This is a genomic window from Streptomyces sp. SID14478 (assembly GCF_010548525.1).
In the GTDB taxonomy this organism is placed as follows: domain Bacteria; phylum Actinomycetota; class Actinomycetes; order Streptomycetales; family Streptomycetaceae; genus Streptomyces.
Map to the genome: position 1 here is coordinate 1 of NZ_JAAGMG010000516.1, position 26,408 is coordinate 26,408.

The window sequence follows — 26,408 nt, forward strand, 5'->3', positions numbered from 1 at the left end:
TCGCCGCGCTCGGCGCGCGGCGCGGGCACGGCGCCCTGTGCGTGGGCGGCGACCAGCGCCTGCCCCTTCTCCAGGACGCCGTCCGGCAGCCGCACCGTGCCGCGTGCGGTGACCACCAGGTCGACCCGGGCGCCGATCTCGCGCGCGAAGTCCTCCAGGCGGCCCTGGTCGCCGGGCGAGCGCATGTCGACGAGCGCGACGATGACGTAGTGGTGGCGGGCGTGCAGCTCGTGCAGGGCGCGGACGGTGTTCAGGACCGTGTTGCCCGTGGAGAACTCGTCGTCGACCAGGACCAGCGGTCCGTCACCGGCGAGCAGTCGCGGGTCCTCGGGCAGCAGCAGGTGGGAGGTGGCGTGCGAGTGGGACTCCTCGAAGCCGCCCGCGCGGGCCACGCCCGCGACGGGGCGGCGCGTGGAGTGCAGGTAGGGCGCGAGGGCGAGGCCGTCGGCGACCGAGTGCCCGAGGCCCGTCGCGGTCTCGGCGTACCCGAGCACGACGGCCTGCTCCGCCGCCTCGTCGCCGAGCAACTCCCGTACGCGTACGCCCAGTTCTTTGCCGGCGTGCCAGACCACCGACGGGCGCTGGGGGACGTGCTTGCCCAGCACGTTCGACACGAGCAGATGCGCGCGCTTGGGGTTGCGCCGCAGCGCGAGTCCGAGGAGCCCGGTCAGCTCGCGGTCACCGGTCAGCTCGACCCCGAGCCGCTCGGCGACCCAGGTGCCCGACCAGACGGTGTTCGCTGTGTGCAGCACTGTGCTCTCTGTGTCCCTTGCCTCGATCGTCGTGTCCCCCGCCCCGGCCGTGCCGGTCATCCGGGCAGTCCGGCGGCCAGCAGCTCCACGAAGCCGACGTCCTCACGGGCCACCCCGAACGCCTCCGCGCGCTGCAGCGTGCGCTCCGCCCAGGCGCGGTGCGGCTTCACTTCGTTCATCTTGTTCGTGTACGCGGACCGCAGGACTCCGCCGCCGCCGCGCTCGGGCCGCAGGATGTCCCGGGCGTCGCTGTACTCCTCGTGACTGACGACGGACAGCGCGTGCACGGGCAGCACGTGCGAGGGGTGGATGCAGGTCTTGCCGAGCAGGCCGTTGGCCCGGTCCAGCTCGATCTCGCGCAGCAGTCCGTCCATGTCGTGCTGGATGAGTGCCTCGCGCAGCGGCTCGGCGCCCTCTTCGAGGAAGGGGCTGCGGCGCAGCTGCGGCTTGAACATCCGCTCCTGATGGCGGAAGTACTCCCAGACCGGCCCGGTCACCGTGAAGCCGGTGCCGTCGGCCCTGCCGAGGAGGTTGACTACGTCGCCGATGACGGAGGCCACGATCTGCACGTCGTACGCCGTCATGTCCGGCGGCCTGCGCAGCCCGTACGCGGAGCAGAAGTCGGTGACGCCGAGCCGCAGGGCGAGAACGCGGTCCCGGTACTTGTCGACGGTGCGGGAGATCCCGTCGAGGGTCTCGGCGCGCGTGTCCAGGTGGAGCAGCTCGGGCGACTCCAGGACCGGCATGGCGAAGAGCCGGCGTCCGGCGGCGGCCTCGGCGGCGGTGAGCGCCTCCAGGAACGGGACGCCCCGCTCCTCCGTGAACTTCGGCAGCACGAAACCGGACAGCAGCCGGGCAGCAGGACCGAGGCGGCGGACGAGGTCCGTGATCTGCTCGGGCACCCGCACGCGGACGAAGAGCAGGGGCGGCTCGACCTCGCGGGCGGCGAGGTCGGTGAACTGGCGGACCAGGTTGTCCTCGGCGCCGCTCACCTCGGCGTCGTCGATGGAGTCCTCCAGGCACAGCACCATGGACACGACGCCGCGCCCGGCCTGCTTGAGCACGTCGTCCGCGAGGTGCGGCCGGGTCGCGGGGCTGTAGAGGGTCGCCCCCAGGGCGGCCGCGAGCATGCGGGCGCCCGAGTCCGCGGTGAAGGCGCTCGGCTCCTCGTGGAACAGGCGCTCCCGCACCTCAGGGGCGATGTGCCCGAAATGACGCATAAAACTCCCCCGCACTGCTGGCCTGCCCGATGTGATGTGGCCGGTAATAGTACGTACAAACCTGTGTCAAGAGTTCCCGGCTGCAATGAAATTCTGGTAACCCATGCATGTCGGGCGGTGTGTTCCGGGCCCGCGACCCCATGCCGATCCCGGCACCCCGCGTTGTCCGGGCCCGTGGCGGGAAGGCAGGATGACCGCATGACGCACGCGATGCTCAAGGGGGCGAACGTCCCGCTCGACGCCACGGCGGTGCGCGCCGTGCTCCGCTGGACCCCGGGGCAGGGCGTGCCGGCCGTCGACGCGTCGGCGCTGCTGCTGACGGCCGACGGACGGGTCCGCTCCGACGAGGACTTCGTCTTCTACAACCAGCCGCGCCACCCCTCGGGGAAGGTCTGGCGGCTCGGCCAGAAGCGCGTGGCCGAGGGCATGACGGACACCGTGCAGACGGACCTGACGGGCGTCGAGGCCGACATCACCCGCGTCCTGCTCGTGGCGTCCGCGGACAACATCGAGTTCCGCAACGTACCGGTGCTGCAGATGTTCGTGTACGACGCCGCCGACGACGGCGCCGAACCGCTCGCGCACTTCGACGTCAAGCCGGAGACCGGCGCCGAGACCGCGTTGATCTGCGGCGAGCTGTACCGGCGCGGCGACGGCTGGCGGCTGCGCGCGGTCGGCGAGGGCTACTCGAACGGTCTGGTCGGCCTCGCCACGGACTTCGGCATCTCGGTCGACGAATCAGCGGCGGCGGAGCCCGCCCCGGCCCCTGCCCCGGCCCCTGCCCCTGCCTCCGCACCGGCGCCGTCGTTCCCGCTGCCTCCTCAGCAGCCGCCGTCGTACGGCTACCCGCCGCCGTCGTACGGCTACCCGCCGCAGCCCGCGGCCCAGCCGGCCCCGCCGTCCCAGCCCGCGTACGGCTATCCGCAGCCGGTGGCGGCGACGGTGTACCCCGACCCCACGTTCCGGCTGCCGCCGCAGGGACCGCAGTTCATCGGTCGCTGACCTTGGACTTGTAGCCCCGGCCCCACTGCAGACCCCAGCCGTACAGCCGGTCGAGCTCCGCCTGGAACCCGTACACGAACTTCACCTCGCGCCGCACCACCAGATCGCCCTTGACGTTCTCGATGGAGACGACGGCGCAGGAGCGGGCCTGCGGTGCGCGCTCGTCCAGGCTGATCTCGATCCGGGGACCGTTGCTCGGGTACAGCGTCACGTTCGCGTGCGTACGGTCGAAGGCCGGTGTCTGGTCGTAGATGTAGACGAAGACGAGCAGGCGCTTGATGGACTCGCGGTGGTCGAGGTTGACGTACATGGTCTCGCCGGACGCCGAACCGAACCGGTCGTCGCCGCTGAGCTTCACGTACGGCGGCGAGTTGAGCGAGCCGAAGAAGCTGCCGAGCGGCTGGACGACCCCCTTCTCGCCGTCCTTCATCTCGTACAGGCAGCCGAGGTCCAGGTCGACGTTGACCATGGACTGGGTGTGCGCCTGCACGACGTCCGGTTTGAACATGCTGAACGGATGACGCAACAGGCTGTTCTTCTCGAACCCGCCGAGGTCCGAGGTCCGCATCCGCCAGGACAGGTTGACCCGCAGGTTCCCGGTGGCCGCGCCCTGTTTGGACAGCGAGACGACCGGATGTCGCTTGGTGAGTTCGATGGCGTTGGTCGCCGCGCTGCCCGAATCGAACTCGAACTGCGCGGAGCGCCCGCCGCGCGCTAGCTTGTCCCAGAAGGACATACCGCCCCCAAATGCCGTACCGGAACCGTTCGTTCAGTCCACTCGTGCCGACGGGGCGGTCGCGGGAGGACTCGTCCTCGTACGACCGCCCCGTTCACAGGGTTCCAGGCTGGGGCCCCCGGTCAAACACCGGGCGCCGGGTTCGGGTCAGACCCCGGACGACACCTCGGACTTGTCCGGGCTACCGGAATTTCCCTCCGCGGCCGCGAGCGCCTTGTTGCGCCGCACCGACGACCAGAACGACCAGGCGATCAGGACGACGCCGACGAGGCCCGTGATGATCTCGTTGATCTGGTACTGGATGGTGACGAGGAGGATCACGGCGAGCGCGCCGATCGCGTAGTGCGCGCCGTGCTCCAGGTACACGTAGTCGTCGAGGGTGCCCTGGCGCACCAGGTAGACCGTGAGCGACCGGACGTACATGGCGCCGATGCCGAGGCCGAGCGCCATCACCACGATGTCGTTGCTGATGGCGAAGGCGCCGATCACTCCGTCGAAGGAGAACGACGCGTCCAGGACCTCGAGGTAGAGGAACATGAAGAAGGCGGCCTTGCCGGCCAGGACGACGGCCGACTTGGACTTGCCCTCCCGGGCGGCCTTCTCCTCCTCCTCGTGCTCGCGCTCCTCCTCTTCCTCGAGCCGGTTCTCGAAGAATCCGGAGAGACCGCCGACGACGAGGTACGTGATGAGACCCGCGACCCCGGAGATGAGCACGGTGGACTGCTTGTCCGCGTGCACGCCGCCGTGCTGGTGCGCGTGGACGGCGAGCGTCATGGAGGAGACCAGCAGCACGACCAGCGCGATGCAGACCGACAGCATGTCGACCTTGCCGAGCTTGGCGAGCGGACGCTCCAGCCAGCCGAGCCACTTGATGTCGCGGTCCTCGAAGATGAAGTCGAGGAAGATCATCAACAGGAACATGCCACCGAAGGCGGCGATGGACGGGTGCGCGTCCGTGACCAGCTGCTGGTAGCGGTCCGGCTGGTTGAACGCGAGGTCGACCGCCTCGACCGGCCCCATCTTGGCGCTGATGGCGACGATGACGACGGGGAAGACCAGACGCATGCCGAACACGGCGATCAGCACACCGACCGTGAGGAAGATCTTCTGCCAGAAGGCATTCATCTTCTTCAGGATTCCGGCGTTGACCACCGCGTTGTCGAAGGACAGCGAGATCTCCATGATGGCCAGGATCGCGACGAGCCCGAGCGCGGTCCATCCGTCATAGAACACCGCTGCAATCAAACCGAGCACGGTGATCGCGAACGACCAGCCGAAGGTTTTCAGAACCACTGGCTACCCCATCGTGTGTACGGGTTTCCCCGTGCTGGTTGTACGGGGCTCCCCCGCTCCGTGCACGGCTTTAGCAACGCTTTATGAAACGTTGACTCCGAAGTCTAGAGCGATCCCGCGCAGACCCGACGCGTACCCCTGCCCCACAGCGCGGAACTTCCACTCGCCTCCGTAGCGGTACACCTCCCCGAAGATCATCGCGGTCTCGGTGGAGGCGTCCTCGGAGAGGTCGTAGCGCGCGAGCTCCTGGCCGTCGGCCTGGTTCACGACACGGATGAACGCGTTGCTGACCTGGCCGAAGGTCTGTCCCCGGTTGTCCGCGTCGTGGATGGAGACAGGGAAAATGATCTTGTCGCAGGTGGCCGGCACCTTGGCGAGGTCGATCAGGAGCGACTCGTCGTCTCCCTCGCCCTCACCCGTGAGGTTGTCCCCCGTGTGCTCGACCGAGCCGTCGGGGCTCTTGAGCTGGTTGTAGAAGACGAACCACTCGTCGCCCATCACCCGGCCGCCGCTGCACAGCAGCGCACTGGCATCCAGGTCGAAGTCGGCGCCGGTGGTGGAACGTGCGTCCCAGCCGAGCCCGACGAGGATCTGCGTGAGGTTCGGTGCGGCCTTGGAGAGGGAGACATTGCCTCCCTTGGCGAGCGTGACGCCCATGGTCCTGGTCCTCCCCGGGTGGTAATGCGTTGCTGTTGTCGAGCGCGTCCGGCGCCGCACTGGACGAGTGCGGCGCCGGACGGATGAGCGTGGTGGTGCGATTCGGCTCAGACGTTGACGCCGAAGTCCTGCGCGATGCCGCGCAGACCCGACGCGTAGCCCTGGCCGACGGCGCGGAACTTCCACTCCGCCCCGTTGCGGTACAGCTCACCGAAGACCATGGCGGTCTCGGTGGAGGCGTCCTCGGAGAGGTCGTAGCGGGCGATCTCGGTGCCGCCGGTCTGGTTCACGACGCGAATGAACGCGTTGCGCACCTGGCCGAAGGACTGCTGGCGGTTCTCGGCGTCGTAGATCGAGACCGGGAACACGATCTTGTCCACGTCGGCCGGAACCGTCGCGAGATTGACCTTGACCTGCTCGTCGTCGCCCTCGCCCTCACCGGTGGTGTTGTCACCGGTGTGCTCGACCGAGCCGTCCGCGCTCTTCAGGTTGTTGAAGAACACGAAGTCCTGGTCGTTGCGGACCTTGCCCTCGGCGTTGGTCAAAATGGCGCTGGCATCGAGGTCGAAGTCCGTACCGGTGGTGGTGCGAACGTCCCAACCCAGGCCCACGACGACCGCCGTGAGGCCAGGGGCCTCCTTGCTCAGCGATACGTTGCCGCCCTTGCTGAGGCTGACTCCCACGAGTCCTCCCTATGGTCTTGGGGGCGGGGAGCCCCGTAGTACGTCTGGCATCGGATCAACGTTTGGATCCTAGTGAGGGGTTCCCGTCCTCGGCGAGGCTTCCTACAGGGTGTCGTCCCCGAGGAGTGCTCGCCGGCGTGCGGACGGGGTACTGAGAGAGTGCTGACAGGGCGTGCCTACAGAGCGTCGATCGCCTTGACGTACTCGTTCAGGTCGCGGGCGTCGGGCAGACCGTTGACGACGGTCCAGCGCACGACGCCCTCCTTGTCGATGATGAAGGTGCCGCGCACCGCGCAGCCCTTCTCCTCGTCGAAGACGCCGTACGCGCGCGAGGTCTCGCCGTGCGGCCAGAAGTCGCTCAGCAGCGGGTACTCAAGGCCCTCCTGCTCGGCGAAGACGCGCTGCGTGAACGGCGAGTCGTTCGAGACGGCGAGCAGCTGCACGTCGTCGTTGACGAACTTCGGCAGCTCGTCGCGCAGCGCGCACAGCTCGCCGGTGCACACCCCGGTGAAAGCGAACGGGTAGAAGAGCAGCACCACGTTCTTCTCGCCGCGGAAGTCCGAGAGCTTCACGGTCTCGCCGTGCTGATTCTTGAGCTCGAACTCCGGAGCCTTGGTGCCGACCTCGATCGCCATGGTGAAGCTTCCCTTCGATGGGGCTGTTCGGGTGACTCAGCCTAGTTCCCCCGCTTTGCGCCGGCTCGGACGGCCCGACGCCTCGGACGGCTCCACGCCGCGGTGGGCGGTCGCCCGCCGGGCCAGGGCCCCCGAGACGCGTGAGGCCCCTGGAGCACGCAGCAGCGCGCCCCAGGGGCCTTGCGTAGGGATATTCCCGCCGTCGGGACGGCTACCGCTTCTTGGCAGCTGTCTTCGGCGTCACCAACCTGCTCCCGGTCCAGTCCTTGCCCACGCTGACGCCCTTGGTCTGCGAGAGCCCGGCGGTGGTGGCGGCCTCGCCGATCTCGCTCGGCTCGACGTACCCGTCACGCCCGGTCTTCGGCGTCAGAAGCAGGATGTAACCGCCGTCTTCGATGTACGTGGTGGTATCCACCAGCGCATCAGTCAGGTCCCCGTCGTCCTCACGGAACCAGAGCACCACGGCATCAGCCACGTCGTCATAGTCCTCGTCGACGAGTTCGCTGCCGATGGCGGCCTCAATGACCTCACGGAGCTCCTGATCGACGTCTTCGTCGTAGCCGATCTCCTGGACCACCATTTCGGGCTGGAAACCGAGCCTGACGGCAAGGTTCGACTCCGCGTGGTCCGCGGTCGCGCTCACGGATTGCCTCCTGATCATGTTTACGAAGTTGTCTGCAGCATCGCGCACGCGCGAAGCGTTGGCCGTAGTCCACACGTGCGCGACGGATCGCGCAAGTACCCGGCCGTCGAGACCGCCGAAACGGTGACGTTCCAGGCCGTGCCACCACAACTCCTGTCAAGGATTCCCGCAGGCCGGTGATGTACGCCACAGCGATCTGCCGGGTTTGCCCGCCCTGCTCCTGCACAGAGGGTAACCGGGGTCGACCAGCCCCGAGGAGTACTCAAGGAACACCTGAGCGAGATGGGCGTATCGTTGCGATTTAGTCGTAACCGCTCTCGAGCCACGCCCCGACCTCCGGATGTCTCCGGATTACCTCTCGGTAGAGATGACGATTCCGATTCCGAGGTACACGATGGGCAACGGCGTACCCGACAGTGGAACAGTTGCATCACCGACAGTGAAGGAACAGCGTGGCTTCCGGATCCGATCGCAACCCGATCATCATTGGCGGTCTCCCCAGCCAGGTCCCGGACTTCGATCCCGAAGAGACCCAGGAGTGGCTCGACTCCCTTGATGCCGCAGTCGACGAACGCGGCCGCGAGCGGGCCCGCTACCTGATGCTCCGACTGATCGAGCGGGCCCGCGAGAAGCGCGTGGCCGTGCCCGAGATGCGCAGCACGGACTACATCAACACGATCGCCACCAAGGACGAGCCGTTCTTCCCCGGCAACGAGGAGATCGAGCGCAAGGTCCTCAACGCGACGCGGTGGAACGCCGCGGTGATGGTGTCCCGCGCGCAGCGCCCCGGCATCGGCGTCGGCGGCCACATCGCCACGTTCGCCTCTTCGGCGTCGCTGTACGACGTGGGCTTCAACCACTTCTTCCGCGGCAAGGACGAGGGCGACGGCGGCGACCAGATCTTCTTCCAGGGCCACGCCTCGCCGGGCATCTACGCCCGCGCGTACCTCCTGGACCGGCTCACCGAGAACCAGCTCGACGCCTTCCGCCAGGAGAAGTCGAAGGCCCCCAACGGGCTTTCCTCGTACCCGCATCCGCGTCTGATGCCGGACTTCTGGGAGTTCCCCACCGTCTCCATGGGCCTCGGCCCGCTCGGTGCGATCTTCCAGGCCCGGATGAACCGCTACATGGAGGCCCGCGGCATCGCGGAGACCTCCAAGTCGCAGGTGTGGGCCTTCCTCGGCGACGGCGAGATGGACGAGCCCGAGTCCCTCGGCCAGCTCTCCATCGCGGCCCGCGAGGGCCTCGACAACCTCACCTTCGTCGTCAACTGCAACCTGCAGCGCCTCGACGGCCCGGTGCGCGGCAACGGCAAGATCATCCAGGAGCTGGAGTCCCAGTTCCGCGGCGCCGGCTGGAACGTCATCAAGCTCGTCTGGGACCGCAGCTGGGACCCGCTGCTCGCGCAGGACCGCGACGGCGTCCTGGTCAACAAGCTGAACACCACGCCCGACGGCCAGTTCCAGACCTACGCCACCGAGCCCGGCTCGTACATCCGCGACCACTTCTTCGGCGACGACCATCGGCTGCGGGCCATGGTCGAGAACATGTCCGACGACCAGATCCTGCACCTGGGCCGCGGCGGTCACGACCACAAGAAGATCTTCGCGGCGTTCACGGCGGCCAAGGAGCACAAGGGCCAGCCGACGGTCATCCTGGCGCAGACGGTCAAGGGCTGGACGCTCGGCCCGAACTTCGAGGGCCGCAACGCCACGCACCAGATGAAGAAGCTGACGGTCGACGACCTCAAGGGCTTCCGCGACCGGCTGCACATCCCGATCACCGACGCGCAGCTGGAGGGCGGCGCCCCGCCGTACTACCACCCCGGCCGCGACTCCGAAGAGATCCAGTACATGCACGACCGCCGCAACGCGCTCGGCGGGTACGTCCCGACCCGCGTCGTGCGCGCGAAGCCGCTGCAGCTGCCGGACGACAAGGCCTATGCGAGTGTGAAGAAGGGCTCCGGCCAGCAGTCGATCGCCACCACCATGGCCTTCGTCCGGCTCCTGAAGGACCTCATGCGGGACAAGGAGATCGGCAAGCGCTTCGTGCTGATCGCGCCCGACGAGTACCGCACCTTCGGCATGGACTCCTTCTTCCCGAGCGCGAAGATCTACAACCCGCTCGGCCAGCAGTACGAGTCCGTCGACCGTGAACTCCTGCTCGCCTACAAGGAGTCGCCAACCGGTCAGATGCTGCACGACGGGATCTCGGAGGCGGGCTGCACCGCCTCGCTGATCGCCGCCGGCTCGGCCTACGCGACGCACGGCGAACCGCTGATCCCGGTCTACGTCTTCTACTCGATGTTCGGTTTCCAGCGCACCGGCGACCAGTTCTGGCAGATGGCCGATCAACTGGCACGCGGCTTCGTCCTCGGCGCGACCGCCGGCCGCACGACACTGACCGGCGAGGGCCTCCAGCACGCCGACGGCCACTCGCAGCTGCTGGCCTCGACCAACCCCGGCTGCGTCGCCTACGACCCGGCGTACGCCTACGAGATCGCGTACATCGTCAAGGACGGTCTGCGCCGGATGTACGGCCCGACGGCCGACGGCCAGCCCGGTGAGAACGTCTTCTACTACCTCACCGTCTACAACGAGCCGATCCAGCACCCCGCGGAGCCGGCCGACGTCGACGTCGAGGGCATCCTCAAGGGAATCCACCGCATCAGCACCGGGACCTCGGGCACGATCCCCGCGCAGATCATGGCCTCCGGCGTCGGTGTCCCCTGGGCCCTGGAGGCCCAGCAGATCCTCGCGCAGGAGTGGAACGTACGCGCCGACGTGTGGTCCGCGACCTCGTGGAACGAACTGCGCCGCGAGGCAGTGGAGGTAGAGCGCCACAATCTGCTGCACCCCGAAGAGGAGCAGCGCACGCCCTACGTCACGCAGAAGCTGTCCGGCGCGCAGGGGCCGTTCATCGCGGTCTCCGACTGGATGCGGTCCGTACCCGACCAGATCTCCCGCTGGGTGCCCGGCACCTACCAGTCGCTCGGAGCCGACGGGTTCGGCTTCGCCGACACCCGGGGCGCCGCGCGCCGCTTCTTCCACATCGACGCACAGTCGATCGTGGTCGGCGTCCTGACGGAACTGGCGCGAGAGGGCAAGGTCGACCGGTCGGTCCTGAAGCAGGCGATCGACCGCTACCAACTGCTCGACGTCACCGCCGCGGACCCGGGCGCGGCCGGGGGCGACGCGTAACAGCCCGCCGAGCGACAGTCCGCCACCGCGAGGGCGGCGGGGCCAAGGGTCCCGCTGCCCTCCGGCATTTCCTACGATGCGCGCATGAAGGAGCAACCGGCACAGGTCCGTTGGGAACAGCGCACGCAGCGACCGCTGCTCGCCTTCGCGCTGGTCTTCGCCGTCGCCTACGCCGTCCCTATCGTGCGGCCGGACGCCTCGCGCGCGGTGAACGAGGCGTGCTCGATCGCGGAGTGGGTGGTGTGGGGCGCGTTCGCCCTCGACTACGTCGTCCGCCTGGTCCTTTCCCCGGACCGTCGGCATTTCGTGCGTTCGCACCCCCTCGACCTCCTTGCCGTGGTGCTCCCTCTGGCACAGCCCTTGCGGCTGCTGCGTGTGGTGTCGACTCTGATGCTGGTGGGCCGCCGGGCCCGGATGGCCGAGCAGATAAGGCTGACCACGTATGTGGGCGGCGCCGTGGTGGGCCTGTTGATGTTCGGTTCGCTGGCGGTGCTCTCCGTGGAGCGCGAGTCGCCAGAGGGCAACATCAAGACGTTGGGCGACGCCGTGTGGTGGTCGTTCACCACGATGACGACGGTCGGCTACGGCGACCACGCACCCACGACGGGCATGGGCCGGGTGATCGCGGTGGGTCTGATGCTGTCCGGCATCGCGCTGCTCGGTGTGGTCACCGCCAATATCGCGGCATGGTTCATCTCCCGGTTCGAGAAGGACGACGCGCAGGAGCGACGCCAGATGGAGGCGATCGAGGCGCTCGCGCACGAGGTGAGGGCGCTGCGAGCGCAGGTGGCAGTGCTTTCGGGGCAGCCCGCACCGCCGAACGTTCCTGTGACGCTGGTCCCGGGGGCGGCGGTGGTCCCTGGGTCCGGTTCACCCGATCAGGACTCGCCCGGGCCGAGGCCGTCGATCACGGGCTCACCGAAGGCGACCGCCACGGGCTCATCGGAAACGGCCGCCTGCCCCGCTGCGGCTACTGCCGCCACCGCCGCCAAAACAGACGTACCGCAGTCCAGCGCGGGGGTCCCCAGTGATGGCCCCGGGAAGTCGCCCGGGGCCATGTGGAGTTGACCGCTCGGATGGTCGGCGCAGCCGGTGCCGTCGGACGCGCACTCAGCCGATCGTGCTCACCCCGTGCTCACGCGGCTTCCGCGCTCGCCTCAGAGCAGTCCGCCCCCTGCCGGGCCGGCCGATGAGGCCAGCCAGACGATCGCGAGCAGGGTGTCGATCGCTCCGAGGACGACCGCGACGAGAGCCGGCATGGACTTCGTACCGGTCCAGCGGCGTCCCATGGCCAGCCAGCCGCACACGAGCGCAACCGGACCCAGCACGATCTGAAGGACGAAGAACCCGGCGATCGCGCAGATGAGCCCGATGATTCCGAGCGACGCGCGGTCCGGCCTGGTCCGTGGCCGCATGCGGTCACGTGAGCGGGGGTGTTTGCGCGTGGTGTTTCCGAAGCCCGCCATCATCACTCCTCGAGTTCGTCCGGAACTCCTCGGGATCGTTCGTCCGGCTCGGGCGATGAAGCGAGTACCCCGTCCACGGCTGTCTATCGCGCGCGGCGCACCCCCCTCTCCCTTATCTCTCCCAGATCTTGAACGCCCGGACCCGGTAGGGCGATTCGGGCTCCCACGTACCACTGCCGGGGTACGTCTGGAACTCCCCGGTCTCCGCACACTCCGCGGACTGGTAGGTGGTGACGGGCCGGCCGGTGCGATTGGCGACGGACGCCGCGCTGCTCCCCTCCGGCAGCGCGACGCAGCTCTCGATATCGGTCCCGGCCAATTCATAGGTGTGCCGGGGTCCCTTGAACCCGGTCTTGCCCCAGAGACACAGCTCCCCCGCCGCGCAGTCGCCGAGTGTCGGTGGCGCTGCCGCGGTGGCCAGGCCTGGTGTGAGTGCCACCGCGGCGAGTGCGGCTGCGGCGATGGTCATGGGCATGGATGTGCGCATGTGATGCAACCCCCGTGTCGTGTCGACCAGTTGCTGTCGCGACTGATCACTTGCCTGACACTTTGGCCCGGAGGATCTGATTCCGGGAAGGGTCGCCGAGGGACGTCACCCGGATAAGCGAAAGCCCCCGGATAGTTCCCCGGGGGCTTCCCTCACAAGGGCGGTTTCAGCGCCTGTTCGCGACTAAGGAAAGGTGCGTCGACGTCCGCGAACGGGGGCGTGCAGTGTGCGCATGCTCCGTCCCGTGTCAGATGTGCGCGGCACCCGCTGCGGCCTCCGCGTTGTCGCCCCGCTTGGTCAGGAAGGCGACGAAGACGGCGACGACCGCCACACCGGCGGCCACCAGGCAGGCGAGGCTCATGCCGGAGATGAAGGTGTCGTGCGCGACGTCGGAGATCTTCGCGGCGATGCCGGCCGGGGTCCCGGGCGGGACCGGACCGACGCCTACCTGTACAGCCTCCGACGCCTGGTCCATCTGACCGGGAGTGAGCGGCGGAAGCTTGGCGTCAGCCCAATTGCCGGCGAGGTCGTTGTCGACCTTCGAAGCCATCACGGCGCCGAGGACGGCGGTACCGAGGCTGCCACCGATCTGCATGGCGGCCTGCTGGAGCCCACCGGCCACGCCCGAGAGCTCCATCGGCGCGTTGCCCACGATGACTTCGGTGGCACCGACCATCACGGGGGCGAGGCCGAGACCGAGCAGGGCGAACCAGACGGACATGATGCCGCTGCCGGTGCCCGCTTCCAGTGTGGACATTCCGTACATCGCGATAGCCGTGCACGCCATGCCGCCCGCGAGCGGGATGCGGGGGCCGACCTTCGTGATCATCGCGCCCGCGAGCGGCGAGGCGACGATCATCATGCCGGTGAGCGGCAGCAGGTGCAGGCCGCTGTCGATCGGGCTCATGCCGTGCACGTTCTGCAGATAGAACGTGACGAAGAACAGGCCGCCCATGAACGCGATAGCCATGAGCACCATCAGCACCACGCCCGCCGACAACGGCACGGAGCGGAACAGGGCGAGCGGGATGAGCGGCTCCGCCACGCGCGTCTCCCAGAGCGCGAACAAGGCGAAGCACAGCACCGAAGCGGCTATGAACGCCCAGGTCAGGCCGTCGCCCCAGCCCCAGGCCGGCGCCTTGATGAGCGCCCACACCAGGCAGAACATCGCGCCGGACAGCAGCACGATGCCGAGGATGTCGAAGGATCGCGGAGCCTTCTCGGCGCGGTGGTCGAGAAGGATGAAGAGGCCGAAGACGAGGGCGATGACGCCCACGGGAACGTTGATGAAGAAGACGGACTGCCAGCTGATGTGCTCGACGAGCACACCGCCGAGGATCGGGCCGCCCGCGGTCGAGGCGCCGATCACCATGCCCCAGATGCCGATCGCCATGTTCAGCTTCTCGGCGGGGAAGGTGGCGCGCAGCAGGCCGAGCGCGGCGGGCATGAGCAGCGCGCCGAACAGGCCTTGGAACACACGGAACGTGATGACGAACGTGATGCTGTCGGACAGGCCGATGGCCCCTGAGGCCGCGGCGAAACCGACCACGCCGATGAGGAAGGTCTGTCGGTGCCCGAAGCGGTCGCCGAGCTTGCCCGCGGTGATGAGCGCGACCGCGAGGGCGAGGAAGTAGCCGTTGGTGATCCACTGGACGTCGGCGAAGCTCGCGCCGAGGTCCTTCTGAATGGCCGGGTTGGCGATGGCGACGATGGTGCCGTCCAGGGCGACCATCATCACGCCGATCGCGACGGAGAAGAGCGTCAGCCAGGGGTGGCCGCGCAGCCCCTTGGCCGGTGCCGGGGCGGGACCGGGCTCCGGAGCCCGGTCCGCCTTGTCGACAGTGGTCTGACTAGTCATGTGTTCGAGGCTAGTGACAGTCCCTGACAGTTGACAAAGCATTTCACAAGTCGGTAACTGTCAGATCGCTCACAGTACGGTGGTGTGTACATACAGCCAGAAAGAGGACCATGGCGACCCGGTTGAACCTGCGTGAACTCAAGAAGCAGCGCACACGGAACTCCTTGTTGCGCTCCGCACTTGAGCTCTTCACGTCCCAGGGGTTCGACCGGACCACGGTCGACGAGATCGCCGAGGCCTGCGAGGTCTCCCAGCGCACGTTCTTCCGGTACTTCGCGAACAAGGAGGAGGCTGCCTTCGCCGTACAGGAGATGGTCGAGTCCCGCTTCGTCGCCGCCCTGCGCGAACGCCCGCTGCGGGAAAGCCCTTTCGAGGCGCTGCGCCACACGGTTCTGGGCACCTGGGAGGCGCTGAGCCGGTCGGTGGAGGAGGTCATCCCGGTCGAACTCCACATGCGCACCTACCAGTTGATCGAGTCGACACCGACCCTGCTCGCCGCGCACCTTCGCCGCTCCACCGAGCTGGAGGAGGAGATCGCGCGCGTGATCGCCGAGCGCGAGGGGCTGGACGTGGACGTCGACCCGCGGCCGCGCGTCGCCGTGGCCGCGTTCAGCGGCGTCATGCGGATGACAGGGCGCCTGTGGGGCGCGGGCGAAGACGCGAGCGTCGAGTCCATCCGCGCGCTCACCGAGTCGCACCTTGACCATCTCGAGCCGTCCCTGGGCGAGCACTGGCGCCACGATCGAGGGTGAGTGACGTGAGGTGATCGAGGGTGAGTGACGTGAGGTGGGCAACGTGACCGCTGTCGCACCACCGCGCGCGTGGGGCGCATCCATCGCTACGTAGCGTGAGGGAATGGCAGCAAGTACGCCCGTTTTTACCTAAATACCCCCCGGAAACGGTGATCTACCTCACCCGTTGCACGGAGCGTCATGCGCTTCTCCTAGGGTGTTCCGCAGTGACTTCCTTCGACTCATCCCCCCAACTCAACGTCTGGCGCGCACTGCTCGCGCTGGCCGTCGTGTTCGTCATGCTGGCGACCACAGGCTGGACCGCGGTGCGTCAGCACCGGAGCGTCACCTCGCCGGTTCAATCCGCGCTCACCGCATGGGAACACGGCAGCCTGCACGGACATGCTCTGCCCGCGCCCGACGGCTCCCCCACCCGCCTCGCGCACTTCTTCGCGTCGCTGACCCCACACGAGCAGAGCCGGCTCACCGCCCGCTATCCGCTCGCGGTCGGCAACATGAACGGCGCGCCGATCGAACTGCGTTATCGAGCGAACCGGCTCGCGCTCGACCAGGCCCGCCAGGTCGAGGCCAAACGCATCCACGACAACCGGCTGTCCGCGGTCGGACACGACGACGCGAAGCAACGCATGAAGCGCTTCGCGCTCCTGAGCGGTCCCGACCGGAAGATCCTCGCCTTCGACCCCCTGGGCAACGGCAGGGTGGCCGAGGTCTTCGGCAACCTCGACAAGGCGCAGCGCGTCTCCGTCGTGGTGCCCGGCGTCGACACGAACGTACTGACCTTCCAGCGCACGTTCCGCAAGTACTCGGCTCCCGTGGGCATGGCCCGTTCGCTGTACGCCGCAGAGCACGCGGCGAGCCCCCGCACGCGCACCGCGGTCATCGCTTGGGCCGACTACACGGCTCCGAGCGGCCTCGGCGTGGACGCCGCCACGGCCATGCGCGCCGACGACGGCGCGGTCCGCCTGAACGCCATGCTGCGGGGACTGCCCGGTCGTTCCCCCGTCGCCCTGTACTGCCACAGTTACGGATCCGTGGTGTGCGGTGTGGCAGCCCACGCCCTCCCCTCACGGGTCAGTGACATCGCCGTGGCGGGCAGCCCGGGCATGCGCGCGGAGAGCGCGTCCGACCTGCACACCCACGCGCGCGTGTGGGCCGCCCGCGACAAGGACGACTGGATCCAGGACGTTCCCTACATGGAAGTGGGCGGCCTCGGGCACGGCGCGGACCCGGTCTCCTCGGGCTTCGGCGCGCGCGTCGTCTCCGCAGCGGACGCCAAGGGCCACACCGGTTACTTCGAACCGGGCACCGAGAGCCTCAGCAACTTCGCCGAGATCGGGACTGGCTCGTACCAGTCGGTGCGATGTGCGCACGCGGATCAGGACTGTCGGGAGGGTTTTTCCGGTGGTGCCTCCGCCTGACGCGCGTAGAAAACGGCCAGACAGCGGTCTTACGCAACAGGCGACGGGGGAGCGCGTGCCGCATACGATGAGCCGCATGGGTGATGTACTGGCCGGATTTCACGCCGCCTGGGAGTTCGAGTCCGACTCCGTGCTCATCCGCTTCGAACGGGGGATCCGTACGCCGAAGCTCCTTCAGGCGCTCGGCGAACGCCGCATCCCTCTGGAAGCGATCGCGGCGGTGACTCTGACTCCTGGCAAACGCGGGACCGTAGTGCTGCACGCCGTGCCGAGACCGGGCGCCGATCCGCTGATGGATGCCGCGTCGGGGCAGCTCAAGGAGAGCTGCGACCCCTACCGCCTGGTGCTGCCCGCCGAGCGGGAGACGCTTGCCGAGTACTACGCGGACGAGTTGCGCGGCAAGCTCGTCGCCGACGAGGACATCTGGCCGGACGGCTACCTGGTGGCGCCTCCCGAGGCTCCGCATCAGTTCAAGGCGTACGACGGCAAGGCGTCCTTCGACGGCACATCCGTGTCCTTCCGCTGGTTCTGGACGGGCGCCTCGTCCGCGAAGTGGAAGGCCGGGGACCAGACGTTCCCGGTCGCCGACCTGAGCGGCGTGGAGTGGCGTTCGCCCGAACTGTTCGAGGGGCATCTGCGTCTCCTGCACCGTGACGGCGCCGGTGAGCAGCCAGGACAGGCCGACCAGGACCCGGCGGCGGTCGTCTTCGGACTCGGCTACGGGCCCGTGCACGAGTCGCTGCCGTTCGCCGCCTCCGTGCTCGCCGCCGTCCGGTCCTCGGGTTCCGCGCCCGCGTCGACCGCTGCGCTGCACGCCGAGGCCGTGTCGTCCGGGCGTCGTGACCCGGCGGACATCGCCGAGCGCATCCGCCACCTCGGCGAACTGCACCAGGCGGGCCTGGTCACCGACACCGAGTTCACGACGAAGAAGGCCGAGCTGCTCGCCGAGCTGTGAACGCCGGCTGGACCGGGACCGGTGATACCTGGGTATGAGGTGCGGTTGAGCACCTCGGTATGACGTCATGGGCCCGGCTCATTGCCTACGCTGATCTGGCCATGAGCACTGCGCCGCCCTCTCCTGATCAGCCACCCCGCCCACCGGACGACGACTCCGGGCGAGCGGGGCTCCCGCCCGTGCCCGGTGCGCTCGGCCGCCGCCTGCGAGGCGCGGGCGACAGGGGCAGGCTGGCCTCGGCCGGTACGGCACTTGTCGGCGCTTTTGGCGGCGACCGGTCGGAGCCGCTGTTCGCCCAGGCTCCCCAGCGGTGGATGCGCGTGCTTCCCTATCTGATCGCGCTGGGTTTCATCGCCGTGCTCATCCCGGTCACGACGCAGGTGCTGTCCGGCGACTACGGCGTCGACAGCGGCCTCGCAGGTGCCGTCGGTGTCGCTCAGTCCGCCCCCCTGCTTCTCGCGGTCAGCCGCCCGCTGGCCGCCTGGTGTCTCACGATCACCGCGGTCGTGTTGGGCACGCTCCCGATCTTCCACGGGGACGCGCACTATCCTTCGCCCTTCACTCCCATGGTCGTCGTGGGCTACGTGGTGCTGTGCATCGCCCTGTCGCTGCGGGAGAGCCGCCGCGCTCTGCTCGGCGTCTGGCTGGTCACCGTCGTCGTGAGCATCGCACTCGGCTTCTTTCGTGACCGGACGAGCCAGGACACGAGCGTGCTGCTCATCGTTCTGAGCGGCGGAGTCCTGCTGTTGGGCACCCTCCTGCGCGAACGCGGCGAGACCCAGCGCAGACTCGTCGAGCAGGAGACGATCAGCGACGCCGAGCGGACCCGCCGCACCCTGCTGGAGGAGCGGGCGAGGATCGCCCGGGAGTTGCATGACGTGGTGGCCCATCACATGTCGGTGATCACCGTGCAGGCGGACTCCGCGCCGTACCGGCTGCAGGGTCTGACCGGTGAGACACGCGAGGAGTTCGCGTCCATCGCGGCCGGCGCACGGGAATCGCTGACCGAGATGCGGCGCCTCCTGGCCGTGCTGCGCAGCGAGGACGCCCAGGGCGATCTCGCGCCGCAGCCCGGCCTCGCCCATCTGCGGCAGTTGGTGGAGTCGACCGTCAGAGGGCAGGTGCCGGTGGACGTGTCATTCCTGGAGCTGGCGCTCGTCGGTGAACTGGCCGACGTGCCGCCCGCGGTGGACCTGTCCGCGTTCCGCATCGTGCAGGAGGCGCTGGCGAACGTGGTGCGACACGCCCCCGGCGCGCAGGCGCACATCTCGGTCGACCTGGACGACGACGCGCTGCTGGTGATCGTGGTCAACGGGCCGCCCCGTGAACCTGTTTCCCCTCTCGAGTCGACCGGCACCGGGCACGGACTGATAGGGATGCGCGAGCGCGTACGGTTGGTCGGCGGCACGCTGGACGTGGGGCCGCTTCCCGACGGAGGTTTCCGTGTCGCTGCCCGGCTTCCCCTGGCCGTGCCCGACTCCCCCACGGCGTAAAGGATTTCAGGACGCATGACCATCCGCGTGATCATCGTCGACGACCAGAGCATGGTGCGGGCGGGATTCGCCGCACTGCTGGCCGCGCAGAGTGACATCGACGTCGTGGGCGAGGCCGCGGACGGCAGGCAGGGAGTCGACATCAGTCGGTCCACGCACCCCGACGTGGTCCTCATGGACGTGCGCATGCCCGAGATGGACGGTCTCGCGGCGACGCGCGAACTGCTCGACCCACCACCGGGTGTGGTGCACCGCCCCAAGGTACTGATGCTCACGACGTTCGACGTGGACGACTATGTGTATGCCGCGCTGCGCGCGGGGGCGTCGGGCTTTCTGCTCAAGGACGCACCGCCCACCGATCTGATCGCCGCGGTACGTGTCGTGGCAGCCGGCGAGGCATTGCTCGCACCGACCGTCACCAAGCGCTTCATCGAGGAGTTCGCCCGGACCCGGCCCACGCGCAAGGACCGTTCCCCGCAGCTCAAGAGCCTGACGCCACGCGAGCTGGAGGTTCTGGAGCTCATCGCGCGCGGCCTGTCCAACCAGGAGATCGCCCAGAAGCTGGTCCTCGCCGAACAGACCGTGAAGACCCATATCGGCCGGGTGCTCGCGAAGGTGGGGCTGCGCGACCGGGCCCAGGCAGTGATCTTCGCGTACGAGTCCGGGCTCGTCACGCCCGGCGGGCAGTAGCGCCTGATACCCGAGTACTGCTTCCTCCCGGCCCACTCGACGCGCCACGCTCGTCCGCGCCTGTCCAACTACCCAGGTATCAGCGCTCCTTGCGAGTTCAGCGCTGTGCGGCCACGCCGCCCCCTACTGCGGAATGAGGTGCCGATACCTCGGTATCAGCCGCAAGTTGGCTCCGCAGTGTGACGTGCCGGCGCAGGCCGGCTTTCTACCTTCCCCTCGTCATGCCAACGGGTGGAGGGGAGACAGGCGATGGGCCTGGGTTCTTGGAAACGACGCGGACACCGCACCTTGATCGTCGCCGCGCTCACGACGACGATCGTCGCCGGCACCGCGGGCTGGGCTTCGGGCCATGAGCAGCGCCCGCTCACCGGCCCGCCACCGGGCACCGCGTCCTGGCGGGCGGACGACACCCTGAGGACCCCGTTGCCGGATCCGGCGACGACGGATCCGGCACAGATGGCCGCGTTCTTCCGCGGGTTGAGTGACGCGGAGCAGCACCGGCTGGCCGACCGGCATCCTTCGGTCGTCGGCAATCTGGACGGCGCACCGCTCGCCCTGCGCTACGAGGCGAACAAGCGGTCGTTGCGTGCCGAGGAGTCGCGGGCCCGGTCGACCGCACAGGACACGACGCTGCCGTCGCAGGCGCGGGCAACGGCACGCGCCCTCGCCGGACGCTACGCCGAACTCCTCGCCACCGATCGCCGGATACTCGCGTTCGATCCCCGTGGCCGTGGCCAAATCGCCGAGGTCTACGGGGATTTGGCGACCGCCCGGCATGTATCCGTGATCGTTCCCGGTTCCGACATCGACCTGGGTTCGTTCGACCGCGCCAAGGACGTGTACGGGACTCCGGCCGGAATGGCGAAGTCTCTGTACACGGCGGCCAAGGAGCGCACGGCCGTGGTGTCGTGGGTCGGATACACCACTCCGGTCGGCCTCGGTCCGGATGCCGCCACGGGACGGCTCGCCGAGGCGGGAGCGCCGCGTCTGGCCCGCTTCGTGCAGGGCCTCACCGCCGCGGGAACGCCGAGGCCGTCCGTCTTCTGTCACAGCTACGGGTCGGTGGTGTGCGGGATCGCCGCACCCGAACTGCCCGCGTCGGACCTGGTGATGGTCGCCTCCCCCGGACTGCGCGTGGACGACGTGTCCGCGTTGCACACCTCGGCCCGGGTGTGGGCGGCGCGGGACGACAGCGACTGGATCGCCAAGGTTCCCCATGTCGAGCTGCTCGGTCTGGGACACGGCGCCGATCCCACCGTCCCGTCCTTCGGGGCCCGCCGGGTGCCGGCCGAGCGCGCCGAAGGGCACACAGGTTACTTCGCGCCCGGTACGGACTCGCTGCGTGCCTTCACCGACATCGCCACCGGAGCGACCCGATGACCCTTACCACCCTGCGGGCCTCGGCCGCCTCTGCCGTCTCCGCGATCGATGCGAAGACCCCGGCCCACCGCGACCGGGCGGTGGACGGGCTGCGCGCCCTGGCACTGCTCGCCGTTCCGACCGGTCACTGGCTTCTCGGAGGCTTCACCCTGGACACTCAAGGTGCCCTGCACAACGCGAGTCCGCTGTCCGCCTTCGGCTTCTTCGCACCGCTGAGCTGGGTGTTGCAGATGCTCGGCGTCTTCTTCCTGGTGGGTGGATACGCGTCAGCGCTGTCGTACCGCCGGGCGCAGGAGCGCGGCACGTCCACGGTCCATTGGCTGCGGGGCCGGCTGGCCCGACTCGGCCGTCCTGTTCTGGGGGTGACCGCGGTCTGGGCGGCGATGATCCCGGTGCTGTACGCGCTCGGGGTACCGGGGGCGACGTTGCGCACCGGCGCCACGCTGGTGATACAGCCGCTCTGGTTCGTCGGTGTCTACACGGTGATCACCGCGTTCACGCCCTTCTGCATTCGGGCCGCCCGCAGGCTCGGCGCCTGGGCGGCGGCGCCACTCCTCGCCGTGGTCGCCACCGTCGACTTTCTTCGGTACGGCCCCTTCGCTACGGACATGCCGTCCTGGCTGAGCCTGCTGAACCTGCTGCCGGGTTGGATGTTCGCCTACCAACTGGGCGTCTGCTGGGCCCAGAAGAGGCTCGGCAGGCGTGGCGCATGGGTCCTTCTCGCCGGGGGAACCGCCCTGTTCGCGGCGCTACTGCTCGCCTTCCACTACCCCGCATCGATGGTCGGGGTGCCGGGCGAGGCCAGGACGAACTCCCATCCTCCGTCGCTCCTGGTCCTCGCCCTGGCGGCGGCGCAGAGCGGCGCGGCGATCCTGCTTCGCGAGCGCATCGGCCGTCTGTTGCGCCGTCCCGCGCTGTGGGCGCCGGTCGTGGTGATCAACCTGTCGGCGATGACGATCCTGTGCTGGCACCAGACGGCCATGCTCGCGGCGGCGGTCCCCGCTTCCTTCGCCGGGGCGATACCGGGCCTGACCGCAGGGCCGGACACACTGGCGTGGATAGCGGGCCGCCTCGCGTGGCTGCCAGTGTTCGCGGTGCTGCTCGGCCTGATAGGCCGCTACGCACGGGGCTTCGAGTCGCCGTGGGGCCGGGCGAGCCGAGGGATCCGGGCACTGGCGGCACTGTTCGCTGCCGGGTTCACGGTGTTCGCACTGGGGCTGGCATGAGGGCCCGGACCGGCCGCCGTCTGCGGATCGTGGCCGGTGCTTCTCGCCCTTCCCACGGTCGGGGCGCGGGGCCCGCCCGGTACTGCGTCGAGCGTCCGGCGCCCGACGGCGGTCGGCCGCCGGACGCCGGTCCTGCGACTATTCGCGGCCCGCCGAGGTGAAGGTCATGTCGGCGTAGCGGTCACCGGACACCTGGGAGGCGATGGGCTCGAGCAGCGCCAACTCCTCGTCGGTGAGGGCGATGTGCGTCGCCGCGGTGTTCTCCTCTACACGACTGCGCTTGCGCGTACCGGGGATCGCGACGACGGGCAGGCCGAAGGTCTGCGCCTGTCGCTGCACCCAGGCCAGGGCGACCTGCCCCGGCGTGGCACCGTGCGCCTCGGCGATCTGGCGGACCGGCGCGAGGAGGGCCGCGTTCACGGCGGCGTTGTCTCCGGTGAACCGGGGCTGCTGACGCCGGAAGTCGTTGGCGGACAGCTCCTTGTCGGCACTGACGAAGGCACCGGTGAGGAAGCCGCGGCCGAGCGGCGAGTAGGGGACGAGCGCCACACCGAGTTCCGCGGCGGTCGGCACCACCGACTGTTCGATGTCGCGGCTGAACAGTGACCACTCGGACTGGACGGCTGCGATCGGGTGGACGGCCTGGGCGGCGCGGAGTTCGTCGGCGGTGACCTCGCTCAGCCCGAGGTGTTTGACCTTGCCGGCGGCGACGAGTTCGGCCATCACGCCGACCGTTTCCTCGATGGGCACCTTCGGGTCCCTGCGGTGCATGTAGTACAGGTCGATCGAGTCGACGTCCAGGCGCTGGAGGCTGGCGTCGATGCAGGTCCGGATGTAAGCGGGGTCGTTGTTGATGGTGCGCTTCGTCGGGTCGCTCGGGTCGATCCCGAGGGCGAACTTGGTCGCGAGGACGACCTCGTCACGATGTGCCTTGACGAAAGGAGCAAGGAACTTCTCGTTCTCACCGGAACCGTAGGCGTCGGCGGTGTCGTACAGGGTGACGCCGAGTTCCAGGGCTCGCTCCAGGGTGGCCCGCGCCTCGTCGGCGTCCGTCGGACCGTAGGCGAAGCTCATGCCCATGCAGCCGAGTCCCTGAATGCCCACCACGGGCCCGTTGCTTCCCAACTCAACAGTGGAGATGCGCTGTTCGCCCGCCTGCGGCGTCCGTTCCGTGCTGGTCATGAACTTCAGACCCTCTCTGACGCCTGCTGGGCGCCCGCATAGAAATTGATCTTGTGGTCGAGCACAGCCAGAGTGTCCTGGAGTTCGGCCATGCGGTTCAGGACGTCGCGGCGGGTCGACTCCAGGAGTTCCTGACGCTCCTCGAAGGTCTCCTCGCCCAGTCGTACGAGTTCGGCGTAGCGGACCATGTGGGCGACCGGCATGCCGGTGAGCCGCAGCTTGCCGACGAAGGCGAGCCAGTCGAGGTCGCGATTGCTGTAGCGGCGTTGACCGGTGTGCGAGCGGTCGACGTCGGGCATCAGGCCGATCCGCTCGTACCAGCGCAGCGTGTGCGCGGTCAGTCCGGTGTAGGCGACCACCTCGCTGATCGTGTACCGGTCCTGACCGTCCGGGCGTGGATGGGCGCTCGGCGCCGAGGCGCAGCTGTCCACCTTGGTCCGGGTGGGTGCGGGCGTGGTCTCCATCACCGTCATGGTCTCCACGCTAGAACCTTGGAGTGCACTCCAAGCAAGCAGTCACGGGATTTTCCCGGCGACAACAGCATGGCGCCGCCGTTACCGTCTGGATCATGCCTTCCGTACGCCGCGCGATCCCCGGGGACGCCGAGGAACTCGTCCGCCTGCGCAAGATCATGCTCGATGCGATGAGCCCCAGTGCCGATGTGAGCTGGCAACCGGCCGCGACCGAGGCCCTGCGCACCCATCTCGCCGATCCGGACGGCGAGTTGACGGCTTTCGTTGTCGACGCGCCCTCGGGCGGCGGCCATCTCGCGGCCTGCGCGACGGGGGCGATCCACCAGGGTCTGGGCAGCCCCGGCAATCCGTCCGGTACATCCGGCCACATCTTCAACGTGTGCACCGACGCGGTCCACCGCCGTCAGGGATTCTCGCGTGCCTGCGTGGAGGCGCTCCTGGACTGGTACCGAGAGCGCGGCGTGCGCCGGATCGACCTGCACGCGACGGCGCAGGGCGAGCCGCTCTACAGCTCCCTCGGGTTCGCCCGCACCCCCGCGCCCGCCATGAGGCTGACGCTCTAGGCTCGTACCCATGCAGAGCCTCGCCTTGATCGAGAACTGGCCGGTCCCGACCGCCGCCGCAGCCGTCGTCCGTGCGGACGGCACCGTGTCGGGCACGCACGGCCCCACGGACCATCGTTTCCCGCTGGCCTCGGTCACCAAGCCGCTCGCCGCCTATGCGGCCCTCGTCGCGTACGAGGAGGGGGCCATCGAACTGGACGAGCCCGCCGGCCCCGAGGGTTCGACGGTGCGGCACCTGCTGGCGCACACCAGCGGGCTCGCTTTCGACGAGCACCGGACGACGTCGGAGCCGGGGACGCGGCGGCTGTACTCGAACGCGGGCTTCGAAGTGCTCGGGGACCACATCGCGAAGGCGGCGGACATGCCGTTCGCCGAGTACCTGCGGCAGGCCGTGTTCGAGCCCCTCGGCATGACCTCGACCACACTGGACGGCTCCCCCGCCAAGGACGGGGTGTCGACGGTGGACGACCTGGTGCGGTTCGCCGCGGAGGTGCAGGCACCCCGGCTGCTCGACCCGCGCACCGTGGCGGAGGCGATGACGGTGCAGTACCCGGGAACGAAGGGGGTACTGCCGGGGTACGGGCACCAGAACCCGAACGACTGGGGACTCGGGTTCGAGATCCGGGACCACAAGTCGCCGCACTGGACGGGGAGTTCTTCGTCACCGCGGACGTTCGGGCACTTCGGCCAGTCCGGCACGTTCCTGTGGGCGGACCCGGACGCCCGGGTGGCGTGCGTGGCGCTGACGGACCGGGCCTTCGGGCCGTGGGCGGCAGAGGTCTGGCCGGCGTTCACCGACGCGGTCCTCGCGGAGGTCTGACCGGGTGCCGTGATGGCCGGTCCGCGGCCGGATTCAGCCGGTCATCTCCCAGATCAGCACGTGCGCCGGTGTGGTCGCCACCATCTCCAGCCCGGCCTCGTCGGTGATCCGGGCGGCGTCCCCCTGCTCCCACTGCGCGTCCTGGCACCGCACCTCGCCGTGCACCACGTGGACGTAGACGTACGGGGCGGTCGGCAGTCCGGTGCGCTCGCCCGCCGCCAATCGCCGTACGTGCAGCATGGCGCCCGCCGCGGGGACGTCGTACGGGGTGGAGTCGGCGATCCCGTGGACCACCTCGTACGCAGGGTCGCCGCCGGGAGTTCGAGGGGCAAGCCACACCTGGAGGAAGGCGAGGGGCTCGGCGCCGTCGTTGCGTTCGACGTGGCGGACTCCGCCGCCGGAGCTGAGGCGCTGCACGTCACCGGGGCGCACGACGGACTCGTGGCCGGCCGAGTCGCGGTGGGTGAGTTCACCGGTGATGACCCAGGTGACGATCTCGGTGTGGCTGTGGGGGTGCTCGTCGAAACCGGCGCCAGGGGCGAGGTGTTCCTCGTTGCAGGCGAGGATCGCGCCGAAGCGCAGGTTGTCCGGGTCGTAGTGCGGACCGAAGGAGAACGCGTGGCGGGAGGTGATCCCGGCCCCGGGTTCGCCTCCGGGGTAGCGGTCGCCTGAGCGACGTACGTCAATCACGCCGTACACGGTAGCCGCCGTTTCCGGCCGTTCGCCGGGATCGCCTCGGACCCTCCACTCCGCCGGTCCCTTCCGATAAGGCAGTCTTGTTCCCGTGCCCCAATCGGAATCAGCGCAGCCCTCAGCGAACGAAC

The 26,408-nt window shown here is 68.9% G+C and carries 26 protein-coding genes; 12 read left to right on the forward strand and 14 right to left on the reverse strand.

From position 1 onward, the window contains the following. Both G3I40_RS16685 and G3I40_RS16690 read right to left on the reverse strand, forming a co-directional pair. A partial coding sequence (locus G3I40_RS16685) for a phosphoribosyltransferase domain-containing protein (RefSeq protein WP_203644194.1) occupies positions 1-749 on the reverse strand: 749 nt, incomplete at its 3' end. A gap of 59 nt (positions 750-808) precedes the next feature. Further along, complete coding sequence (locus G3I40_RS16690; protein ID WP_164302941.1) at positions 809-1,972, reverse strand: HpcH/HpaI aldolase/citrate lyase family protein; 1,164 nt, start codon at positions 1,970-1,972, stop codon at positions 809-811. Positions 1,973-2,170: 198 nt separating this feature from the next. Between G3I40_RS16690 and G3I40_RS16695 the strand changes: the two genes are divergently transcribed. Continuing rightward, on the forward strand, positions 2,171-2,974 hold the full coding sequence (locus G3I40_RS16695; RefSeq protein ID WP_164302942.1) for a TerD family protein: 804 nt from the start codon (positions 2,171-2,173) through the stop codon (positions 2,972-2,974). Here G3I40_RS16695 and G3I40_RS16700 read toward each other — a convergent pair. The 6 genes from G3I40_RS16700 to G3I40_RS16725 all read right to left on the reverse strand — a co-directional run bounded on the left by G3I40_RS16700 (position 2,961) and on the right by G3I40_RS16725 (position 7,621). Next, positions 2,961-3,710 (reverse strand): Tellurium resistance, encoded by a 750-nt coding sequence (locus tag G3I40_RS16700; RefSeq protein WP_164302943.1) that lies wholly within the window; start codon positions 3,708-3,710, stop codon positions 2,961-2,963. The two genes, G3I40_RS16695 and G3I40_RS16700, sit on opposite strands and share 14 nt — an antisense overlap. A 147-nt stretch (positions 3,711-3,857) precedes the next feature. Further along, positions 3,858-5,003 carry a DUF475 domain-containing protein gene (locus G3I40_RS16705; RefSeq protein ID WP_164302944.1) on the reverse strand — a complete coding sequence of 382 codons (1,146 nt, stop codon included), beginning with the start codon at positions 5,001-5,003 and terminating at the stop codon, positions 3,858-3,860. An 81-nt stretch (positions 5,004-5,084) separates the two neighbouring features. After that, positions 5,085-5,660 carry a TerD family protein gene (locus G3I40_RS16710; RefSeq protein ID WP_164302945.1) on the reverse strand — a complete coding sequence of 192 codons (576 nt, stop codon included), beginning with the start codon at positions 5,658-5,660 and terminating at the stop codon, positions 5,085-5,087. A gap of 107 nt (positions 5,661-5,767) precedes the next feature. After that, positions 5,768-6,343 (reverse strand): TerD family protein, encoded by a 576-nt coding sequence (locus G3I40_RS16715; protein ID WP_164302946.1) that lies wholly within the window; start codon positions 6,341-6,343, stop codon positions 5,768-5,770. Between the two features lie 176 nt (positions 6,344-6,519). Next, positions 6,520-6,978 (reverse strand): peroxiredoxin, encoded by a 459-nt coding sequence (locus tag G3I40_RS16720; protein ID WP_164302947.1) that lies wholly within the window; start codon positions 6,976-6,978, stop codon positions 6,520-6,522. 211 nt (positions 6,979-7,189) lie between these two features. Further along, entirely contained in the window at positions 7,190-7,621 is a 432-nt protein-coding gene (locus G3I40_RS16725) for a DUF3052 domain-containing protein (protein WP_164302948.1), read from the reverse strand. 452 nt (positions 7,622-8,073) lie between these two features. Between G3I40_RS16725 and aceE the strand changes: the two genes are divergently transcribed. After that, a complete protein-coding gene (aceE, locus tag G3I40_RS16730) occupies positions 8,074-10,821 on the forward strand; it encodes a pyruvate dehydrogenase (acetyl-transferring), homodimeric type (RefSeq protein ID WP_164302949.1) in 2,748 nt (915 codons plus the stop codon). An 84-nt stretch (positions 10,822-10,905) separates the two neighbouring features. Continuing rightward, the gene (locus G3I40_RS16735) at positions 10,906-11,889 is read left to right on the forward strand and encodes a potassium channel family protein (RefSeq protein ID WP_239091775.1); all 984 of its coding nucleotides are present in this window, start codon (positions 10,906-10,908) and stop codon (positions 11,887-11,889) included. An 89-nt stretch (positions 11,890-11,978) separates the two neighbouring features. Here G3I40_RS16735 and G3I40_RS16740 read toward each other — a convergent pair whose 3' ends face one another. The 3 genes from G3I40_RS16740 to G3I40_RS16750 form a co-directional block, all read right to left on the reverse strand. Continuing rightward, positions 11,979-12,290 (reverse strand): small hydrophobic protein, encoded by a 312-nt coding sequence (locus tag G3I40_RS16740; RefSeq protein ID WP_164302950.1) that lies wholly within the window; start codon positions 12,288-12,290, stop codon positions 11,979-11,981. Between the two features lie 109 nt (positions 12,291-12,399). Continuing rightward, on the reverse strand, positions 12,400-12,756 hold the full coding sequence (locus G3I40_RS16745; protein WP_239091776.1) for a peptidase inhibitor family I36 protein: 357 nt from the start codon (positions 12,754-12,756) through the stop codon (positions 12,400-12,402). A gap of 265 nt (positions 12,757-13,021) precedes the next feature. Continuing rightward, positions 13,022-14,632 (reverse strand): MFS transporter, encoded by a 1,611-nt coding sequence (locus G3I40_RS16750; protein ID WP_164302952.1) that lies wholly within the window; start codon positions 14,630-14,632, stop codon positions 13,022-13,024. Positions 14,633-14,742: 110 nt separating this feature from the next. Between G3I40_RS16750 and G3I40_RS16755 the strand changes: the two genes are divergently transcribed. From G3I40_RS16755 to G3I40_RS16785, 7 genes are all read left to right on the forward strand, one after another. Continuing rightward, the gene (locus G3I40_RS16755) at positions 14,743-15,384 is read left to right on the forward strand and encodes a TetR family transcriptional regulator (protein WP_164302953.1); all 642 of its coding nucleotides are present in this window, start codon (positions 14,743-14,745) and stop codon (positions 15,382-15,384) included. A 206-nt stretch (positions 15,385-15,590) separates the two neighbouring features. After that, on the forward strand, positions 15,591-16,802 hold the full coding sequence (locus tag G3I40_RS16760; RefSeq protein ID WP_164302954.1) for an alpha/beta hydrolase: 1,212 nt from the start codon (positions 15,591-15,593) through the stop codon (positions 16,800-16,802). 76 nt (positions 16,803-16,878) lie between these two features. Beyond that, positions 16,879-17,757, forward strand: coding sequence for a DUF4429 domain-containing protein (locus tag G3I40_RS16765; protein ID WP_164302955.1), 879 nt, complete (start codon positions 16,879-16,881; stop codon positions 17,755-17,757). Between the two features lie 101 nt (positions 17,758-17,858). Then, positions 17,859-19,250, forward strand: a complete 1,392-nt coding sequence (locus tag G3I40_RS16770) for a sensor histidine kinase (protein WP_203644196.1) — start codon at positions 17,859-17,861, stop codon at positions 19,248-19,250. Between the two features lie 15 nt (positions 19,251-19,265). Continuing rightward, positions 19,266-19,940 carry a response regulator transcription factor gene (locus tag G3I40_RS16775; protein ID WP_164302956.1) on the forward strand — a complete coding sequence of 225 codons (675 nt, stop codon included), beginning with the start codon at positions 19,266-19,268 and terminating at the stop codon, positions 19,938-19,940. Between the two features lie 249 nt (positions 19,941-20,189). Next, a complete protein-coding gene (locus G3I40_RS16780) occupies positions 20,190-21,320 on the forward strand; it encodes an alpha/beta hydrolase (protein WP_164302957.1) in 1,131 nt (376 codons plus the stop codon). After that, positions 21,317-22,546 carry an acyltransferase gene (locus tag G3I40_RS16785; RefSeq protein WP_164302958.1) on the forward strand — a complete coding sequence of 410 codons (1,230 nt, stop codon included), beginning with the start codon at positions 21,317-21,319 and terminating at the stop codon, positions 22,544-22,546. Before G3I40_RS16780 ends, G3I40_RS16785 begins: the two co-directional genes overlap by 4 nt. A gap of 138 nt (positions 22,547-22,684) precedes the next feature. Here the strand turns inward: G3I40_RS16785 and G3I40_RS16790 are convergent, their stop codons facing one another. After that, entirely contained in the window at positions 22,685-23,626 is a 942-nt protein-coding gene (locus tag G3I40_RS16790) for an aldo/keto reductase (protein WP_239091778.1), read from the reverse strand. Between the two features lie 107 nt (positions 23,627-23,733). Beyond that, positions 23,734-24,201 carry a MerR family transcriptional regulator gene (locus G3I40_RS16795; RefSeq protein ID WP_164302977.1) on the reverse strand — a complete coding sequence of 156 codons (468 nt, stop codon included), beginning with the start codon at positions 24,199-24,201 and terminating at the stop codon, positions 23,734-23,736. Positions 24,202-24,296: 95 nt separating this feature from the next. Between G3I40_RS16795 and G3I40_RS16800 the strand changes: the two genes are divergently transcribed. Both G3I40_RS16800 and G3I40_RS16805 read left to right on the forward strand, forming a co-directional pair. Beyond that, entirely contained in the window at positions 24,297-24,764 is a 468-nt protein-coding gene (locus tag G3I40_RS16800; RefSeq protein ID WP_164302960.1) for a GNAT family N-acetyltransferase, read from the forward strand. A gap of 10 nt (positions 24,765-24,774) precedes the next feature. Further along, a complete protein-coding gene (locus tag G3I40_RS16805) occupies positions 24,775-25,584 on the forward strand; it encodes a serine hydrolase domain-containing protein (protein WP_164302961.1) in 810 nt (269 codons plus the stop codon). Positions 25,585-25,617: 33 nt separating this feature from the next. On the opposite strand, the gene G3I40_RS16810 is transcribed toward G3I40_RS16805, so the two are convergent. Then, a complete protein-coding gene (locus G3I40_RS16810) occupies positions 25,618-26,283 on the reverse strand; it encodes a pirin family protein (RefSeq protein WP_164302962.1) in 666 nt (221 codons plus the stop codon). Positions 26,284-26,408 lie beyond the last annotated feature (125 nt).

What these genes read in the sequence shown, in the direction of transcription:
- G3I40_RS16690 (WP_164302941.1), bottom strand. Translation starts at nt 1,972, where the DNA reads ATGCGTCATTTCGGGCACATCGCCCCTGAGGTGCGGGAGCGCCTGTTC.
- G3I40_RS16695 (WP_164302942.1), top strand. Translation starts at nt 2,171, where the DNA reads ATGACGCACGCGATGCTCAAGGGGGCGAACGTCCCGCTCGACGCCACG.
- G3I40_RS16700 (WP_164302943.1), bottom strand. Translation starts at nt 3,710, where the DNA reads ATGTCCTTCTGGGACAAGCTAGCGCGCGGCGGGCGCTCCGCGCAGTTC.
- G3I40_RS16710 (WP_164302945.1), bottom strand. Translation starts at nt 5,660, where the DNA reads ATGGGCGTCACGCTCGCCAAGGGAGGCAATGTCTCCCTCTCCAAGGCC.
- G3I40_RS16720 (WP_164302947.1), bottom strand. Translation starts at nt 6,978, where the DNA reads ATGGCGATCGAGGTCGGCACCAAGGCTCCGGAGTTCGAGCTCAAGAAT.
- G3I40_RS16735 (WP_239091775.1), top strand. Translation starts at nt 10,906, where the DNA reads ATGAAGGAGCAACCGGCACAGGTCCGTTGGGAACAGCGCACGCAGCGA.
- G3I40_RS16740 (WP_164302950.1), bottom strand. Translation starts at nt 12,290, where the DNA reads ATGATGGCGGGCTTCGGAAACACCACGCGCAAACACCCCCGCTCACGT.
- G3I40_RS16745 (WP_239091776.1), bottom strand. Translation starts at nt 12,756, where the DNA reads ATGACCATCGCCGCAGCCGCACTCGCCGCGGTGGCACTCACACCAGGC.
- G3I40_RS16750 (WP_164302952.1), bottom strand. Translation starts at nt 14,632, where the DNA reads ATGACTAGTCAGACCACTGTCGACAAGGCGGACCGGGCTCCGGAGCCC.
- G3I40_RS16755 (WP_164302953.1), top strand. Translation starts at nt 14,743, where the DNA reads ATGGCGACCCGGTTGAACCTGCGTGAACTCAAGAAGCAGCGCACACGG.
- G3I40_RS16765 (WP_164302955.1), top strand. Translation starts at nt 16,879, where the DNA reads ATGGGTGATGTACTGGCCGGATTTCACGCCGCCTGGGAGTTCGAGTCC.
- G3I40_RS16770 (WP_203644196.1), top strand. Translation starts at nt 17,859, where the DNA reads ATGAGCACTGCGCCGCCCTCTCCTGATCAGCCACCCCGCCCACCGGAC.
- G3I40_RS16775 (WP_164302956.1), top strand. Translation starts at nt 19,266, where the DNA reads ATGACCATCCGCGTGATCATCGTCGACGACCAGAGCATGGTGCGGGCG.
- G3I40_RS16780 (WP_164302957.1), top strand. Translation starts at nt 20,190, where the DNA reads ATGGGCCTGGGTTCTTGGAAACGACGCGGACACCGCACCTTGATCGTC.
- G3I40_RS16785 (WP_164302958.1), top strand. Translation starts at nt 21,317, where the DNA reads ATGACCCTTACCACCCTGCGGGCCTCGGCCGCCTCTGCCGTCTCCGCG.
- G3I40_RS16790 (WP_239091778.1), bottom strand. Translation starts at nt 23,626, where the DNA reads ATGGGCATGAGCTTCGCCTACGGTCCGACGGACGCCGACGAGGCGCGG.
- G3I40_RS16795 (WP_164302977.1), bottom strand. Translation starts at nt 24,201, where the DNA reads ATGACGGTGATGGAGACCACGCCCGCACCCACCCGGACCAAGGTGGAC.
- G3I40_RS16800 (WP_164302960.1), top strand. Translation starts at nt 24,297, where the DNA reads ATGCCTTCCGTACGCCGCGCGATCCCCGGGGACGCCGAGGAACTCGTC.
- G3I40_RS16805 (WP_164302961.1), top strand. Translation starts at nt 24,775, where the DNA reads ATGCAGAGCCTCGCCTTGATCGAGAACTGGCCGGTCCCGACCGCCGCC.